This window comes from Dysgonomonas sp. ZJ279, from assembly GCF_011039205.1.
GTDB lineage: Bacteria > Bacteroidota > Bacteroidia > Bacteroidales > Dysgonomonadaceae > Dysgonomonas.
In genome coordinates this window covers 39,761-57,156 of the sequence record NZ_JAAKEL010000021.1, presented here as the reverse complement: position 1 = coordinate 57,156, position 17,396 = coordinate 39,761, and the positions used below count along the sequence as shown (strand labels likewise).

Here is a 17,396-nt window from a genome sequence, read left to right as displayed (position 1 = left end):
GAGTTAAAGAAACTAAAAAAATGTTACAACCTGATGAAGAATAAATATCTTTAGCCAATCTCATCCGAGACACTTAGTGGTATACTTTTCAATTACTAAGTGGACTACTTTTCAATTATATTATACAATCCATATGCAAAACGGCAGATACAAGGTTCTTTTCTCCGTAGGTTTGTTTTAACCAATCGATATTATCAGTACACCAGTTATCGAGATTTCCTGACTCTTCGATGTCTTTCATATCTTCATGTGTTCCTGAGAGCATAATACGGATAGCACGTACCTGATCTTTGGATATCTTTCGTTTGATATCTGCGTTTTCTATTCTATGTTGGATTGCTTCTGTCCGGCTATTAACTCCTTCAGGAAAGTGTATTAATTCCTTATTGAGGTGTGTACGGGTTTTATCGACATTATGCGGATCGATTGTCCGTTCGATATGTGCCGACATAGGGGCATCGTTCCCTTTGGCTTTCTGTAAATGAAGTACTGCATATCCCATATCTTAAGTAATAATTATCGGTTTGTATTAATATAATTACTGATCATCCTTATATAAATCGGGAAGATTCCCGATCTTTATTTTTACCTTTAGCCTTCTTCAAGTCGCTAAGGCGACTGCGGTCACCAGACCGCTAAGGGGATTTCAAAGGGGTGAAACCCCTTGACTCAGGAGGGCTTTTTTAGTGTAGTGCAACGGAGCGTTAAGAAAATGCCCTAATGAGCTATGGCTTTTCTTTAAAAGCCCGTTGGTAGCTAAGGAAGATTACCGCCTGATTCCTCTGGAGGGTTTCCGTGTCTGCTCTTGTTTTTGTACTTGCTGTTCTTTCTCTTTTAGCTTGGTTTTACAGAGCCAGTCGTTCAGGTCTTTGTAATTGGCATAGTCTGTTGACTTGTCTATGTGTATACAGTTGTGTGTACTGCTATACTTGTTGATCTGTTGGGTTGCGTTTTTTCCTGCTCCGTCATTATCTAAATAGGTATATATTTTTTGATGGGATGTTATAAAGTCCATGGCTTTGGACAGGTTGGATATGGAGTTTAACACGACAACGTCTACTTTTGAGTGTTGGATGTTTTTCATGGTCAGATAGGAGAGGTAGTCCATAAAGCCTTCAAAAACGATACAGGCTTCGGTATTGGTGTCGGATTTTTTGTGGGTGGTTATATCGCTTGCGGTACATACTTTTGCATATTTATTTCTGAGGGTATAGCCGTCTGCATCGTTTTTGAATCCGATGGCAAAATAGGGTTTGTTGTTGGCTGAGTAATGGACTTCGTTACAGTGATGCTTAGCGATATCAATATTGATTTTTCGTTCTGTGAGATAATCGAGTAATGCTTGGTTGGTAATGGGTACTATCTTTTGGATGGATATTCCTGATTGTTGATTGTTTTCGACTTTTTCCAAATGGTTATTACCGTGAAAAGAAAAGGATTCGGGCTGATTACTTGGATTGTTGCCTGTTTGCAGGTCTGCGTATCTGCATTCAAGCTTGCTTATTGCTTCTTTTAGGGTGCTGTTATCCAATCGCATAACAAGGTCTATCATTGTGCCTCCTTGGTTGCTGCCAAAGTCTATCCATAGGTTCTTTTGATAGTCTACTTTGAGACTGGCGTTGTTATCTGTTCTGAATGGTGAGTGGTACATGCCGTAGTATCCTCTGTCTTTGACGGGATGGATGTTTAGCTCGGCTAGATAGTTTTTAATGGACAGGTTGTTTAACTCTATTGTGGTCATGATGTTTATTCTTTTTAGATTTTGTTTTTTACAGATATATTCTTACTACATACTACAGTCACTTTAACTCGCTTATTGATAGCATATAAAGTGTATTTTTTATAAGTAATAGTGTAACTACATATCTTAAAATGTAGTAAGTAGTAACAAGAGAGTAAGACGGCACTTTCTTCACTTACTACAACTAATCTTTTTTCTTTCATGGGATTAGCTTGTCATGTAGTAAGATAGTAATGTGAGAAAATAATGTCTATTAATTACAGTTCATAATCAATAAAGGGATTGGGTTTAATCTTCTTTATCCGATAACCATATACAGGAGATGGATTGTTGTTAATTCGCTTTTGCAACCGTTTGAATCCTGCTTTTCGAATCGCTTCACCCATCCGTTTTTCTGACAATGGTACATTGGTGAACATCCGCAGATAATTTAGTATTTGGGCGGTAGTCATAAAATGTTCACTTTCATTCTCCATAGTTGGTTTTTCAAATCCCTGCATCAGCATCTCAAACTCTACGGTCTGCACATGGAAGCCTGAACTTAAACGGTGTAGCTCTTCTATTTCCGAATCATCAAACCAATAACGTACTCCCTGTTTGTACAAATACATAATTTCAGAGAATACATGATCCATATTGATAGAGAGGGCTTTGTCAATATCAATGCGGACAACCTCAAAAGGCAGAAAGCGTCTGCTGCCTGTCGGGTCTGTCAAGAAGTCATTTCCGTTTACAGATGCCATAAAACTGGCTAAGTGTGGATATTCTTCAATATACGTATCATATGGTCTGCGATATTTTACTGCCGGAGTGGTTATCAGGTTCTTCAGTTCGTTTTCGTCCCGTTTATTCAATGCCCTTAACTGGTCGTCAATGTTGATAAACAAATATTCGGCTATCAAGGTCAGTACATCTTTGCATTGCGGGTCTATTTTACCTGTAAAGAGATAGCTTTTTAAGGGTGTAGGACAAAGGTGATCGAGCCATGTCGTTTTAAATTTGCCCTGTTCGCCTGTCAGAACCAAACAGGTATGGTTCTGACAACCGACATCGTTCATCGCATTGGCGACAACACCTATCAGCCATTTAATCAGATATTCTTCCCATTTGTCAGGATTGGACACAATCACTGTCTGTAAAAGCTGTTCCGTATAACAAGATTCCCGAGGATTCAGCATTGGCAGTTGAGAGAGATATTCCCTGATAGGATGTATCTTCTCTGCAAAATTACTTTCGAGGATAGTCCGAATATTATCCGCAGAGGTTGTAATACCCACTTTAACATCAATTTCCCTGCGAAGGGAGTTCAAAAAATATTTGGTTACAGGCTTGAACTCCCCTTGTGCATGGACTTCCCTATACTCCGTACGGCTCTTTACGCTATTGTAACGAAAGCTATACAGCGTACGTAACTGCTGCTCGATCCGTTCGTTTTTCGATTGACGGGCGGAAGTAGTTTCTTTTCCTTTCATGGTAGTTAGCTATCTTCTGCGGTTTTGAATCTCTTTAGGATAAAGTTTAATATTTCTTCTTTATCATAGAAGACAAGTTTCTCCCCGAATCGGTATTCTTTGTAGTGACCTAGCCGGGCGTATTTACGAACAGTGGGAGCAGAGGCTTTGAGAAGTCTGGTCGCTTCTTTCATTTTGATTAGGTTACTCATCGCTATATCTATAAGCGACATTTTTTCGGTAGAAGAATTATCCTTGATAGTTTCTTCTTTTTCCGGCTTTTGCCAACATGAATAGTTTTTGTTTCGCATAAAAATAAGAATTTAGTTTTCCGAATTTTTATGCAATATAAGGCTGTAAATCAGCTTTCTAAAGTTTGCGATATTTAATGATAATATATGACATTTTTGTGCTATATCCTTTGTTTTCGTCATAGGGAAATAGGGTGAAATTTTAGAAAACAGGCATAAAAAAAGCAGGCGGAGAGCCTGCTAGATATGGTTATAATGAAGACCAAATTCTATAATCATTTATCTTTCTCTTACATATTCTATCAGCTTATCCTTATTCAACAGGTATTCTTCACTGTAACAATCGTAGTTCAATATTTTGTCAACATAGGCATCTATATCATTTTCCAAAATTTCCACTTCTACTTTATCCATATACGGATTCTTTTCTTCTCCTGCCAGATCAGCGGTGAATGCTAAAGTGAAAACGATTTCCGAATTCGGGAGTTTAAATGCGATTGCAGGTAGGGTATAGCCTCCTATCATAGCAGAGGGAGCACCTACCACCTCCATATTTTCGCTTTGCCATGCTACAGATGCTAATGCTGCCGCAGCTGAGTAAGTGAATTCATCTTGCAATACATACATTTTACCTTTAAAGTGGACGCTATTGCTGTCAGGTAATTGCACCGTTTGCCTGTACATTTCTGTTTTATCTCCTTTTCGTATCATTTTTAATTCACTGAACGAAGATAAAATTGAATTTTCAATGGCTGGATTATGGTTCATCCCTACATGATACTTATATTCTAAGGGTTTATCGATTATTTTGCGAAGCAGATCAATCCATACACCGTCATAACCTCCTGAATTCCCTCTTATGTCAAATATTATTTTTTCTACATTAGGTGTATATATACGAAGTAATTCGCTGATGTACCACTCTCTGTCAGACATTGCAGGCATTCGTAAATAAAGAATATTATTGTCGATAAGCATTACGTTTCCATAATTGGATTGAGAGTGTCTTTCTTGCAAAGTCTCTACTGTTGTATCCAATGATAATGCTATATCTTTATCCCCCATGTTTAGGGTAAATTTCTCTATATTCAAAAGCGGTAAAGCCATTGTGAAAAGCCGCGAATAGTATTTTTGACTGATTGGATCCCAAAATAAATAGTACATTTTAGCGGAATTGTCCCCAACAAACTGGTTCATCGGTAGACCGTCAATGCTGCTTATTTTTTCTCCTCCATTAACACGGACACTATTGTATCGAAAAGGACGTATATTGTAATATTCTCCATTCATGAATTTAGTCATGATATTGATTTGTAGCTTTCCATTCATACTTTTGTTAAGTAAACGGTAATAATAATCGGCATTGGTCGTATCTGACAATGAAACGTTTCCTATCGATGATAAATAATAATCGGGCGAAACATAGTTTACTAGAGAAGAACCGGGTATGATTTGGGAGTGTGCATCATTCAGTAGATTTAATCCTTGTCGGATGATTTGGACAAAGTCTTCGATAGAGGTTGCAGGTGTTATTTCTTCGTTTAATTTTTTGAATTCATTATCCACATTTACGCCTGTCCGTTGCTCCAATAATGATAACGGAAAGAAATATTGGTGAATGTGTCCTTGCAAAAAGGACAGATCGTCCTGCATTTGCTTCTGAGAAAGCGTTTGACTTTGTATCGGATTGTTTACAAGGCAAACCAAAAATGCGATGTGAAAATATTTACTTATTGGTTTCATATATTAAGATTAGGTATTTTTGACAAACTACATTTTTAGCCCCACTAAATAGAAAAACTCATCAATCTGCTTAAGTTGTGCTGAAAATTTTTCTTTTACTATTGAATTTTTATTATAAGAGGGATCACGTAGATAACTCATTTCCGGTTTAGAATCTAATCCTGTGAACTTTTGCCAAGCTTCATTTCGTTGTTCATCGTTATATGCACTAAAATAATTAGCTTTGAGTAAATAACCGAACATTCGCTGTCCTATATGCTTAGGTTGTTTTTCTCCTGATTCATATTTAAGTATTTCTGTACGAACTTTAGCAAGCTGCTCTTCTTTATCTAATATGGGAAATTGTTCAACGATTGGATTTGGTTCAGCTAATTCAATATAAGTAGAATCTGGTATGTCAACTTTGCTAGGGATAAATTCTGAAGTATCATATTCCTTTATCAATTGTTTATATGAATTGAAATCAAAGTCTTCAGCAAAATATTGTTGTATAAGGTCGGGGCGAAGAGTAAATATATCTATTACTTTGGAGTGAATGCGTGTTTTTTCGGCTAGTTCCCTCGGGTTTTTATAGCTGAAGTTATATATTTCAGCCAAGTAATCCTTTACATATATTTCGAATGTTTTACCCTTCTTCAAGACCTCATGTCTATATAATAGATATCCACGCTTTAAAAGCCTGTATTCAAGGTAGAGTGATTGATGGAGGTTATCCATCAAAAACAGGTATATTGATTTGAATATAGACATTAGATCGGTTGTCATCTATCTCAATTTATTGTTATTGCTTTTATTTAGCAACTCGTTTATTTTATCATTTTCAAACCCTACAAAATGTAATACACAACAAATCAGCAATATTCTCAACTTTTTTGAAAGTTCAAATAATTCAATCCCATCTAGAATCTTATGATTTTTATTTCTTTTATAAAAATGTGAGTAATAATTACGAGAATCAACTGTCGCTTTTTCGTCTATTTGTGATCCATTTATTTTTACAACATTGTGGAACAGCAATAACAATTCTTTTATTCGCTGAGGTAATTTAATATATCCGAGCGTCCCATTCGCTTTAGTAGGTCTATTTTGAGGTAAAAACCTTGTGTGATAACCCTCCAAAGCCTGTACAATAATTAAGAAATCTAAGCTGTCAAAATATTCTTTCTCTTGGACACTCTTTATTAAATGCCCTCTGATTGGAGCCATATCAGACTTAGTTTCAAACCACTTAATGAGAATATCAGAAAATATTTCTTTTATATCTGAATATATAAATAAGAAGTCATAAATCTTAATATTCTTTGTTCTATTACCTCTGAAATTTTCATAACGTTCAAAAAACTGAATGGGATATTCTGATTTTGCACCATTTTTGAACTCCTGAAAATTATCACTGTCATATAATGTAATGCTTGATAAATTGGCTAGATGCAAAGATGCTAAAGATATAAATTCGAGGAAAAGCCTAGCTCTGCTTAATAGGTTATCAATATTTGTTTTGTTTGAGATGCTCTCTATCTCAAAATAGGTAAATTGTGATAACGAAACATCTAATAGATTATTTGATTCATTTAAATCGACGCAACTTTTAATAACCAGTCTGAATTGAGAATCAATGTCAACTTCGCATTTCATTTTATGATCGCTAGAGAATGAATAGCTAATTGATTCTTCTTTGTTATTATTATCAACTAGTTGTATGATTGGTTGAATAAGTGCCGGATGTATCCATTTCGTTAAGAAAGGCGCATGAACTTTAATTCTATTAAAACAATGCTCATTTATATCTGTTAGATGCTTGCCCACTATTAGGTATCGACAAGAATATTTTGTTATCGGAAAGGAACAACTGAGATTTATAGATCCATAAGAATGACAATGAACTAAAGTTACTTTTTGCGAATCAGATGTTATACCGTGTATAATAGCGTAACGTGGTTGCTTTTTGAAAAAGTCTTTTTCAAAACCTCCAATCAGTTCTAACTCCATTCTTTCATTAGGTATAAAAGTTAGATATCCGGCAATACGATTTTCATTATCATTAGGTAAAAACCAATACCCTTTATATTCGAACCTCTCTACCGACTGCTTATCCATGGTTGTAATTATTTAAATATAAAAGTAGCAAGTTTTTTTGTTTTTCTCGTAATTTCTATCAATTACTAATAGCTTCCTAGGAGGGGTAAAAGGGTAATATTTTTCCAATTTGCAACACAAATGCAACACAACTGCATAAATGCAAAAAGCAATCTATTGATAATCAATAGATTGCTTAATTAAGAGGCGGTATGGACGGGACTCGAACCCGCGACCCCCTGCGTGACAGGCAGGTATTCTAACCAACTGAACTACCACACCATTTTTATTTTTTTACTTCTTATTAGAAGTGTCATTTCCTCTGAAATGCGATGCAAAGATATGATAAGAATTTGATTCCTGCAATAGGTTTGAGGATATTTTTTAATAAAAATGACAAGATGTTGCTTTTCAAAGAGTTAAAAATGAAAGAATTTTATTGGGAACAAAGGGTGACATGTGTAAGTAGTACTCATACCTGTAAAATAATAAATTTCTCTATTGAATAGGTGAATTATAAAAATCATTAAATAGGGGAGGATTTGTTAGAATCTAAGCTTTACAATAAACTATAAATATTATTGCTATCCATTCAACGATCTCAAACATTCAGAATCTCACATTAAAAAAGCAACTGGATATGTTCCAGTTGCTTTTTTAATGTATATAATTAGTATTTCTACATTTAGTATCAGTTTCGTCAAAAGATTTTTTATTTCAGATAAGTATCAAACCATCTGAAAAATTCTCTTTGAAATAATATCCCATTTTGAGGTTGAGATATCCAGTGGTTCTCATTTGGATAAATAAGCATGCGGGCAGGAATACCTCTTAATTTGGCGGCATTAAAAGCCTGCATACCTTGCGATGCTAAGATCCTGAAATCTAATTCACCATGAGTAATCATAATTGGGGTATCCCATTTTTCAACAAAAAGGTGTGGTGAATTAGCATAGCTACGTTGTGCAATACTATTATTACGATCCCAGTATGAGCCACCTAAATCCCAGTTTGCGAACCACATCTCTTCAGTCTCCAAATACTGAGCCTCTAAATTAAATATTCCGGCATGTGCTAAAAATGCCTTGAAACGTTTGTTGTGGTTGCCAGCTAACCAATAAACTGAAAAGCCTCCATAGCTAGCACCAGTGCAACCCAATTTATTGGCATCAACATAAGGCTCTTTCGAGACAGTATCAATCGCTGATAAATAATCTTTCATATTTTGGCCACCATAATCACCACTTATTTGCTCTAGCCATTCCTGACCAAATCCGGGTAATCCTCGACGATTAGGAGCAACAATAATATAATTATTTGCAGCCATCATCTGCAAGTTCCAACGGTAAGACCAGAATTGGCTTACAGTACTTTGGGGACCGCCTTGGCAATAGAGTAGGGTAGGGTACTTCTTATTTGGGTCGAAGTTTGGCGGATAAACAACCCATGTAAGCATCTTCTTTCCATCTGTGGTTGTTATCCATCGTTCTTCAACTTTACCCATCTGTAATTGATCTAAAATCTCTTTATTTTCAAAACTCAATTCAGTAGCCTCGCCCGAAGATATGTTGACAGAGTATATCTCATTCGGTTTAGACATAGAGTGTCTGACAGCGATTAGCTTATCTCCTGCAATAGCACACGACTCATAGTCATGAATACCCGTTGTTATAGATTTGATCTCTTTAGTGTGGATAAAAACTTTATATAATTGGGTTTTAGCTTCTACACAAGAGACAATATGCAGACTCTGATTATCATCGTTCCAAATAGCATTATCGGTATTGTAATCAAAATTTTCGGTTACATATATTTTCTCTTTAGTCTCCAAGCTCATTACAAATAGGCGATTCTTGTCTGATTCGTAACCTTCACGCTCCATACTCTGCCAAGCGATATATTTACCATCAGGCGAGAAGATCGGATTTATGTCATATCCCATCATGCCTTCGGTCATATTACTTGTTTCTTTAGTATCGACATTATATAGATATATGTCAGAATTTGTAGAAAGGGCATAATCTAGGCCTTTTTTCTTACGACAAGTATAAGCTATGGTTTTACTATCGGGACTCCACGCCAGTTGTTCAGTTCCACCAAAGGGAAGCATAGGGCATTCGTAAGGTTCTCCATTTAATATGTCAGTATCATTAGATAATTTTTCACCATCAAAATCGGCTACAAAACTATGTGGAATTTCGTCTATCCATTCGGACCAGTGTTTGTACATCAAGTCATCTATAATACGTCCGGATGCATTTGGCAGATCAGGGTATTTATCAACAGTGCGTTCACCCGATTTTACATTCTTTATATATAATATTTTTTTACCGTCAGGTGAATAGATAAAGCCATTTACTCCACCTTCTATATCACTAATTTGCTTCCGGCTAGACCCATCGGTATCCATTTCCCATATCTGAGAAGAACCACTCTCGACGCTTAAAAAAGCTATTTTAGAGCCATCTTTTACCCATACTGCATTGTTTTCGCTTTTTGCGGTTTTAGTTATTTGATTCTTGTCAGAACCATCTACATTCATTACAAATAATTCCTTATTTGTTTTGTTTTGCTCTATACCAACATAGGTGACACCATATAAAATTTTTGATTTGTCAGGTGAGATTTGCACATCTGATAGACGACCAAAACTATAAAGTACTTCTGGAGTCATGATGCCATTTTCTACTTTAATAGTAGATTTTTCGATGATAGGAGCTTCTGCCTCCTTTTCATTCTTTTGAGTAGTCGAATTACAAGCAAGCATAGTTGCACTTAAAGCTAGTGCCATAATTGATCCGTATTTCATATTATTTATTAATTTTATGGTTTCAAAGTTATTCCTTTTTTACAATAACTACAAGTTTATTATTTCAGGTGAGAAAATCTATATTATTCGTGTTTGTCTTCATTGCTATTATATTGTTATATAGTAGCTTTGGATGTGTTCGTACAAACAATTCTAATTCAAATATATTTGCTACGATATTTACTCAGGATTCGGGGTATATATCAATCCAAGATACCCGTCTATTGCTGAAGGAAGCCAAGGTTTTAGATACCTTATACCTAAAAGAAAATAGTGATAGCGTTGTTTATTCTGGAAAATACTATAAAGATTTATCGAAAAATAATTTTATAGCCTATGTTTATAACTCCCAATTAAATAGATATCAACTGCTGAAGGTGAATATAGTTGATAGAACTATTCTAGTCGGTGATTACTCATTTAGTACTGATTATGAGAAGGATTTTTCAACAAGCTTTCTTAAAAGAGGTGATTATTACTATTTAACAATGGTCTGCGATAAAGGACCAGCGTATGATTCTGAGTGTTTTTATCTGTTTAAAGATATTAATAACATGGGAAATCCCATAATAGAATCGTTATGGAATGCGACACTTGGTGAACAGTGCCATGCATTTACATCTGAATTTGAAATAATTAATGATACATTAAAAATGCATTATTTCTTAGAAGATGGTATCATCGTACAACTGGACGATGGTTTTTTTGATTTCAAGGTGGAATCAAAGACTGAAGTTACTATTCCTTATATATTCACTAATAACGAATGGTCTGTGAGTGATACTTCGGCATTACACAAATATAGTTCTTTATACTGGTGAAGAATATGATAAAATTGATTCTTTCTTTTTTCGTATTAACTGGTTTCTCATGCTCCTTTGTTGTACTAAAAGTTTAGTTGTTACAGTTGACGATCGGTGAAGCGACACATTAGAAACTGATTATTGGTAAGTATTTTAAAACGAAAAAAGGTCGCAAATTTTGCGACCTTTTATGTATTTCAAACATTTCTTTTTAGAAATTCCATTTAAGCGGCTCGAAGTATGCTTGAGAATGAAGACAGGCAGGACATGTTTTAGGAGCGCTTTTGCTCTTTATTACCCATCCACAATTGCGACATTGCCAGTCGATAGCCTCTTCGCGAGAGAATACACCATTGCTGGTAACTCTTGCTAGAAGAGCTCTGTAACGATCTTCGTGCATGTTTTCTACTTTAGCAACCATGCGATACATTACAGCGATTTCTTTAAATCCTTCTTTTTCTGCAATTTCTGCAAAAGCAGGATAATCTAGTGCCCACTCTTCGTGTTCTCCTGCGGCAGCTTCTTCTAAGTTTTCAGCAGTAGTTCCGATTTTACCGGCAGGATAAGAGGCTGTAATTTCAACCATTCCACCCTCCAGAAATTTAAACATACGTTTAGCATGTTCTTTTTCTTGGTCTGCAGTTTCTAAGAAAATTGCAGCAATTTGTTCAAAACCTTCTTTTTTAGCAGCACTTGCGAACATAGTGTAGCGCATTCTTGCTTGTGATTCACCAGCAAAAGATTTTAATAGACACTTTTCAGTTTCGGTGCCTTTAATACTTTTTTCCATAATTATGATATTTTAATGATAGTTTTTAGCTTTAGATAATACAAAAGTAATATTTATTGTGCTATGATCAAATGATTTCATACCTTTGCAATGCTTAAAAATATTAAATAAAATGTGCTTAAAACAAGTTACTTAGACTCATTCTAAACAAAGAGATTTGTTAAGCAAACAAACCATTCTTTAATAGATAATTATCCATCCATGTGTTAAGTTTCAATAAGTGTTAATAGTTAAAATCTATTTGCTATCAATTTTTAACATGAAAAAAGATATTTTCCAAGACTTCACTCCTCAATTAATAAAATCACTTAGAACTTATAATAAGGAGAAATTCTTAAATGACCTCATGGCAGGTCTTATTGTTGGTATTGTAGCTTTACCTCTTGCTTTGGCTTTTGGTATCGCGTCAGGCGTTAGTCCCGAAAAAGGGCTGATGACGTCTATTATTGCCGGATTTATAGTATCGATGCTTGGCGGAAGTTCTGTCCAAATTGCAGGACCTACGGGAGCTTTTATTGTTGTCGTATATAATACAATCGAGAACTATGGATTTGAAGGGCTTATCGTAACAACGGTAATGTCGGGGTTGATGCTTATACTGATGGGTGTTTTAAAATTAGGTGCTGTTATCCGGTTTATCCCTTATCCTATTATTGTAGGGTATATGAGTGGTATTGCCGTCATTATATTCTCGACTCAAATGAAAGATTTCTTTGGTATGACTATCACAGAAGCTATACCTCCTGATTTTATTGGTAAATGGTCGGTGTATATTAACCATTTTAGTACAACTGATATATATACTTTGATAATAGGGGTCTTAAGTGTCTTGATTATAGTGTTTTCTCATAAAATATCAAAAAAGATTCCCGGCTCATTACTCGCAGTAGTAGTTGTTACCGTTCTTGTATACCTACTTAGAAATTATTTAGATATTACATCTATTTCTACAATTGGAGACAAATTTAATATTAGCAGTGATCTGCCGACTGTTACAGATGGTTTTTCCATTAACATAGGTCTGATTAATGACCTGTTTCCTACAGCTTTTACCCTTGCCATGTTAGGATCGATTGAATCTCTCATATCTGCCAGTGTTGCAGATGGTGTAACAGGTGAAAAACATAATTCGAATGTTGAATTAATAGCACAAGGGGTTGCAAATATAGTGACACCTCTCTTTGGTGGAATACCGGCTACAGGTGCACTGGCACGTACTATGACCAACGTAAACAATGGAGGTCGTAGTCCTGTTGCAGGAGTCATTCATTCTATTTTTCTAATGATGATTGTATTGTTTCTGGGCAGTCTTACCAAACATATCCCGATGGCATGTCTTGCCGCAATATTGATTATTGTATCCTACAACATGAGTGAATGGAGGTCGTTTGTAGATCTTTTAAGGAACTCTAAGGCGGATGTTGCTGTATTGCTCACCACATTCTCTTTGACGCTTATATTCGATCTGACGATTGCTATTGAGATCGGTATACTTTTAGCTGTGTTCTTATTCTTAAAACGGATGAACGAAGTGACTCATGTGTCTGTTATCAAAGATGAATTGGATTTGACTGATGAAAATGAATTTGGACATGACGATGATATATTTACTTTACCCAAAGGAGTTGAGATTTACGAGATAGACGGGCCATTCTTTTTTGGAATAGCTAATAAATTTGATGAAAGTATGCGCGAGATAGGGGATAAGTCTAAAATCCGGATTATTCGTATGCGAAAGGTTCCGTTTATAGATTCTACCGGTTTGCACAATCTCGAAAGCCTGTGCGAAAAATCTATAAATGATGGAATACATATTATCTTATCGGGCGTAAAACCTAAAGTTCATAAGATGATCGAAAAATCGATAATTCCTTCGATGATAGGAGAGGAGAATATCTGCAATAATATCAAAGTTGCGATTGACAGGGCTGAAGTTGTCTTAACAGAAATAAATGCCAAATAATTATAGCGTATCTTTCTGTTTTAACCACTCTATTTCTTAAAATACTGATATGCCTCGTCTACAGCATGTGTGAGATAATATCCTGTGGATAATCGGTCACTGATTGTAACGATATTTTTCTTCATTGTTTCATATTCTTCTTGACTAACAGATGAAAGAACTTCGTCGAGATTTTCAAGAGAGTCGATACAGATACCAATATTATTCTCTTTTATAAATGGTGCTAATGCCGCCTTTTTCCAGATAATAACAGGTAGTAGGCAACGTATATAAAGTGATGTTTTGTGCGGATTATTATATTGTAAGTATTCTCCATAAGTACCGCTGCATGTAGATGTTGAATCTCCGTCCCAAACTAACCCGAAATGTCCGCAAGCACTTGTTATAAGCTCATCCGAAGGAATAAAGCCTTTGTAAGTAAATAACTCTTCATTTTTTGCAGACGAGGCATCGAAACCACCGCCATAAAGATTGAATCGATAAGAATGCATATAGTTACCTAACTCGTACAGAAATGCATTCTTTTTGCTGCTCAATGCACCTGCATATACTACTGAATACGGAGTGGGAGCAGTCTCTTTAAATTGAGCCTTATCTTTAGAGAGATAATCGAATATTTGAAGACAGCCTATCTGTGCTGAGGTCTTATGCTGTTGGAGCCATTGAGCCATTGCTTCATTATGAGCAATGATGTAGTCGGAATGATTCAGGCGCTCGATCTCTTGTTCGATAGTCAGTCGTCCACGGCGAAATGAGCCCAGATCGTGAATAATGGTAACAACTTTACATCCTTTCATGTGAGCAATATTACATACAAGTTCGTAATATTTTTTCAACGGATATTGCAATACCAATATGTCACCTTTGCGCAAGCTAAAGGGAGTTTTGAGTACGCCCAACAGAGTAACAAGGAAGCCGATTATTTTATTGTCATAAGAACTTTGTTTAAGTCCTACATTTCTATATCCGATTTCTTTAAGGATAGCTTCTATATCGGTTTTAGCTTTATTACCGGCACTACCGAGACCTTTGTAATTTTTAGAAAGGTAACATTTATTCATAATCTTATTTTAATTCTTTTTTAGCGAGGTTCATCGCTGCTTCTACCGAATCGTCCATATCAAAGTAAGCGTACTGCCCTAGGCGCCCACCAATATATAGATGTGGAATCTGATCGGCTTTTTCTTTGTACTTTTTATAAATTACAGTATTTCTCTCGTCATTTATAGGATAATAAGGTTCATTATCTTTTGCGAATTCTCCCGGATATTCGTGTGTGATAACTGTTGTTGGCTGAGTTCCAAATTCAAAGTGCTTATGTTCTATAATTCTTGTATAAGGAACTTTACGCTCATTGTAGTTGACTACGGCATTTCCTTGATAGTTATCTGTTTCAAGGCATTTGTGTTCGAAGTGCAACCCTCTATATTCGAGTTCACCATATTCAAACCCAAAGAATTCATCGATGCGTCCTGTGAAAATAACTTTCTCTGCTAAAGAATCAAAGTAATCTCTATCGTAAAAATAATTTGTATCGAGTCTGACTTCTATTCCTTCAAGCAAACCGTCAGTCAATTTATTGTAGCCACCTTTGGGAATACCCTGGTAAGGATCGTTAAAATAATTATTATCGAATGTGAACCGAAAAGGAATGCGTTTGATAATAAAGGCAGGCAGTTCGAGTGCAGACCGTCCCCATTGCTTTTCCGTGTATCCTTTTATAAATATGTTGTATATATCTTCTCCACATAGTTTTAATGCTTGTTCTTCTAGATTTGCAGGCTCCACTATGTCCGCATAATTTTTACGTTGCTCTTCGAGCTTTATCATGGCTTCGGCCGGAGTATTTACTCCCCATAATTTGCAGAATGTATTCATATTGAAAGGAAGGTTATAAAGCTTTCCTTCATAGTTGGCCAAAGGAGAGTTGATATAATGATTAAATTCAACGAAAGAATTTACAAAATCCCAAACCTCTTTGTTTGCTGTATGAAATATATGTGCACCATATTTATGCACATTGATCGAATTGATACTATCGCAATATATGTTCCCTCCGGTATGTGGGCGTTTGTCTATCAATAAACAAGTTTTTCCTTTTTGCTTAGCCATATAGGCGAATACGGCACCGAAAATTCCAGTTCCTACAACGAGATAATCGTACGGTTTCTTACCCTTCTTACTTTTCTCCATATGATCGCAAATGTAATAAAAAATGTTGAACGATTGTTGCTTATAAAATAAAGCATATTAATTTTCACCGATTGTCGGAGAACAAGTTTTTCGCGAAAAAAATAAGGCTGTTCTCTCTAAAGAAAACAGCCTTAAATGCTTTTTATATATCAATTATAGATTACTCAATACCTCCACCTAAAGCTCTGTATAGAGATACACTATATTGAAGTTGCTCCAATTTATCACTTACTTGTCCTAATTGCGCATTCAGTGAATTTTGTTCGGCGTTCAATACCTCTATGTAGTTAGCCTCGCCTGCTTTTAGTAGCTCTTGAGTAAATTCGACAGATGTACTTAATGCTTGTACTTGTTTTTCACGGATTTCGTTTTTGCTTAACGATGCCTTATAAGAGAAAACAATATTCGATACTTCTGCACTTGCTGATAGGACAGATTCCTCGAATGTATATAATGCTTCTTGTTGTTGAGCCTTAGCGATTCTCAGATTACCGATCAGTTGTTTTCTTGCAAATATTGGTTGAGTAAGTCCACCGATAATATTTGCTAACAGATTTTCTGGTCTGAAGAATCCTGCTAATGCCGAACTGCTATATCCGATCATAGAACCTGTACCTAATGTAATAGAAGGATAGAAGCTTGCTTGTGCAGCATTTGTTAATTCAAATGCTGATCTGAATGCTAACTCGGCTTGTTGAACGTCAGGTCGTTTTGCTAGCATTTGAACAGGAATACCATGCTCAAGTTCAGCAGGAACAGTTTGAGTATCAATGCTTGTTCTAGCTATATATCCGGGCTTTCTGCCCAATAGTACACATATATTATTCTCTAATTGATTGATTTGCATTTCAAGATCAGGAATAGTTACTTGAGTACTGTAAAGTAATGCTCTCGTTTGCTCCACAGCAGCACCGTTAAGAAGACCGGCTTCTTTCATAGCCTCTGTAGTTTCAGTATTCACTTTCAGTAATTCTACAGTTTCTTTGGTAATCTTCAATTGCTCGTCAAGAGCCATCAAAGAATAGTAAGAAGTAGCAATGTTCGAAATCAGAGATGTTTGTACCAAGTTACGATAAGCATGAGTTCCTAAAAATTGAGCATAAGCTGCTCTCGATTTTCTGTTCAACTTACCCCAGATATCGGCTTCCCATGTAGCAGCAATACCTAGTTGTATATTAGTAGAATGATAACCAAATATATCTTGATTCTTACCTTTATCCGAACTAGTTCTTGTTTGCTGCACTTGACCAACCAAAGCTACATCAGGAAAGTAGGCTGCTCTAGCCATGCTAAGTCCTGCTTCGGCTTGTTGAATACGCGTTGAAGCAATTAGTAAATCATAATTTTTATCTAAACCTTCTTCTATCAAACTTTGTAGAATAGGATCTTTGAAGTACTCATTCCAAGGAATATTTGCAATAGTAGTTGTATCCGTAGAGTTTTCTTCTCTGAATAAATCCTGACTATCGACTTCAGGCGATTTGTATTTATTAACAACCTGGCAGGATGTAAATCCTATTGAGAGTGTAACTCCCAATAGAACTGCTCCTTTAATATATTTTCTGTTCATCTTGTT

Annotated in this window: 13 protein-coding genes, 1 tRNA gene and 1 pseudogene; 2 read left to right on the top strand and 13 right to left on the bottom strand. The window is 35.7% G+C overall.

Annotated features, from left to right (window positions below; genetic code table 11):
* Positions 1-127: 127 nt before the first annotated feature.
* From mobV to G7Y57_RS15255, 9 genes and pseudogenes are all read right to left on the bottom strand, one after another.
* Positions 128-502, bottom strand: a pseudogene (gene mobV / locus G7Y57_RS15295) (MobV family relaxase); the annotation flags it as partial.
* A gap of 264 nt (positions 503-766) precedes the next feature.
* On the bottom strand, positions 767-1,741 hold the full coding sequence (locus G7Y57_RS15290) for a toprim domain-containing protein (protein WP_165026051.1): 975 nt from the start codon (positions 1,739-1,741) through the stop codon (positions 767-769).
* Between the two features lie 257 nt (positions 1,742-1,998).
* Positions 1,999-3,213, bottom strand: coding sequence for a VapE domain-containing protein (locus G7Y57_RS15285; RefSeq protein WP_165026049.1), 1,215 nt, complete (start codon positions 3,211-3,213; stop codon positions 1,999-2,001).
* Positions 3,214-3,218: 5 nt separating this feature from the next.
* The gene (locus G7Y57_RS15280; RefSeq protein ID WP_165026048.1) at positions 3,219-3,503 is read right to left on the bottom strand and encodes a helix-turn-helix domain-containing protein; all 285 of its coding nucleotides are present in this window, start codon (positions 3,501-3,503) and stop codon (positions 3,219-3,221) included.
* A 219-nt stretch (positions 3,504-3,722) separates the two neighbouring features.
* Complete coding sequence (locus G7Y57_RS15275) at positions 3,723-5,186, bottom strand: S41 family peptidase (protein ID WP_165026046.1); 1,464 nt, start codon at positions 5,184-5,186, stop codon at positions 3,723-3,725.
* A gap of 27 nt (positions 5,187-5,213) precedes the next feature.
* Entirely contained in the window at positions 5,214-5,951 is a 738-nt protein-coding gene (locus G7Y57_RS15270; protein WP_165026044.1) for a hypothetical protein, read from the bottom strand.
* Entirely contained in the window at positions 5,952-7,283 is a 1,332-nt protein-coding gene (locus G7Y57_RS15265; protein WP_165026042.1) for a HEPN domain-containing protein, read from the bottom strand.
* Between the two features lie 187 nt (positions 7,284-7,470).
* Positions 7,471-7,544, bottom strand: a tRNA-Asp gene (locus G7Y57_RS15260).
* A gap of 430 nt (positions 7,545-7,974) precedes the next feature.
* Complete coding sequence (locus tag G7Y57_RS15255) at positions 7,975-10,071, bottom strand: S9 family peptidase (protein WP_165026040.1); 2,097 nt, start codon at positions 10,069-10,071, stop codon at positions 7,975-7,977.
* A gap of 377 nt (positions 10,072-10,448) precedes the next feature.
* Here G7Y57_RS15255 and G7Y57_RS15250 point away from each other — a divergent pair, with 377 nt between their 5' ends.
* Entirely contained in the window at positions 10,449-10,892 is a 444-nt protein-coding gene (locus G7Y57_RS15250) for a hypothetical protein (RefSeq protein WP_165026038.1), read from the top strand.
* Between the two features lie 193 nt (positions 10,893-11,085).
* Here G7Y57_RS15250 and rbr read toward each other — a convergent pair whose 3' ends face one another.
* Positions 11,086-11,664 (bottom strand): rubrerythrin, encoded by a 579-nt coding sequence (gene rbr, locus G7Y57_RS15245; protein ID WP_165026036.1) that lies wholly within the window; start codon positions 11,662-11,664, stop codon positions 11,086-11,088.
* Between the two features lie 259 nt (positions 11,665-11,923).
* Here rbr and G7Y57_RS15240 point away from each other — a divergent pair, with 259 nt between their 5' ends.
* Positions 11,924-13,627 (top strand): SulP family inorganic anion transporter, encoded by a 1,704-nt coding sequence (locus G7Y57_RS15240; protein ID WP_165026033.1) that lies wholly within the window; start codon positions 11,924-11,926, stop codon positions 13,625-13,627.
* 29 nt (positions 13,628-13,656) lie between these two features.
* Here G7Y57_RS15240 and G7Y57_RS15235 read toward each other — a convergent pair whose 3' ends face one another.
* The 3 genes from G7Y57_RS15235 to G7Y57_RS15225 all read right to left on the bottom strand — a co-directional run bounded on the left by G7Y57_RS15235 (position 13,657) and on the right by G7Y57_RS15225 (position 17,390).
* Positions 13,657-14,688, bottom strand: coding sequence for a galactofuranosyltransferase (locus G7Y57_RS15235; RefSeq protein WP_165026031.1), 1,032 nt, complete (start codon positions 14,686-14,688; stop codon positions 13,657-13,659).
* Positions 14,689-14,692: 4 nt separating this feature from the next.
* A complete protein-coding gene (gene glf, locus G7Y57_RS15230; RefSeq protein WP_165026028.1) occupies positions 14,693-15,820 on the bottom strand; it encodes a UDP-galactopyranose mutase in 1,128 nt (375 codons plus the stop codon).
* Positions 15,821-15,980: 160 nt separating this feature from the next.
* A complete protein-coding gene (locus G7Y57_RS15225) occupies positions 15,981-17,390 on the bottom strand; it encodes an efflux transporter outer membrane subunit (protein WP_165026025.1) in 1,410 nt (469 codons plus the stop codon).
* Positions 17,391-17,396: the final 6 nt, after the last annotated feature.

Bases quoted from the DNA above. Each gene is read 5' to 3' on its own strand.
- G7Y57_RS15265 (WP_165026042.1), bottom strand. From the start codon at position 7,283: ATGGATAAGCAGTCGGTAGAGAGGTTCGAATATAAAGGGTATTGGTTT.
- G7Y57_RS15285 (WP_165026049.1), bottom strand. From the start codon at position 3,213: ATGAAAGGAAAAGAAACTACTTCCGCCCGTCAATCGAAAAACGAACGG.
- G7Y57_RS15280 (WP_165026048.1), bottom strand. From the start codon at position 3,503: ATGCGAAACAAAAACTATTCATGTTGGCAAAAGCCGGAAAAAGAAGAA.
- rbr (WP_165026036.1), bottom strand. From the start codon at position 11,664: ATGGAAAAAAGTATTAAAGGCACCGAAACTGAAAAGTGTCTATTAAAA.
- G7Y57_RS15240 (WP_165026033.1), top strand. From the start codon at position 11,924: ATGAAAAAAGATATTTTCCAAGACTTCACTCCTCAATTAATAAAATCA.
- G7Y57_RS15255 (WP_165026040.1), bottom strand. From the start codon at position 10,071: ATGAAATACGGATCAATTATGGCACTAGCTTTAAGTGCAACTATGCTT.
- G7Y57_RS15270 (WP_165026044.1), bottom strand. From the start codon at position 5,951: ATGACAACCGATCTAATGTCTATATTCAAATCAATATACCTGTTTTTG.
- G7Y57_RS15235 (WP_165026031.1), bottom strand. From the start codon at position 14,688: ATGAATAAATGTTACCTTTCTAAAAATTACAAAGGTCTCGGTAGTGCC.
- G7Y57_RS15275 (WP_165026046.1), bottom strand. From the start codon at position 5,186: ATGAAACCAATAAGTAAATATTTTCACATCGCATTTTTGGTTTGCCTT.
- G7Y57_RS15290 (WP_165026051.1), bottom strand. From the start codon at position 1,741: ATGACCACAATAGAGTTAAACAACCTGTCCATTAAAAACTATCTAGCC.
- glf (WP_165026028.1), bottom strand. From the start codon at position 15,820: ATGGAGAAAAGTAAGAAGGGTAAGAAACCGTACGATTATCTCGTTGTA.
- G7Y57_RS15225 (WP_165026025.1), bottom strand. From the start codon at position 17,390: ATGAACAGAAAATATATTAAAGGAGCAGTTCTATTGGGAGTTACACTC.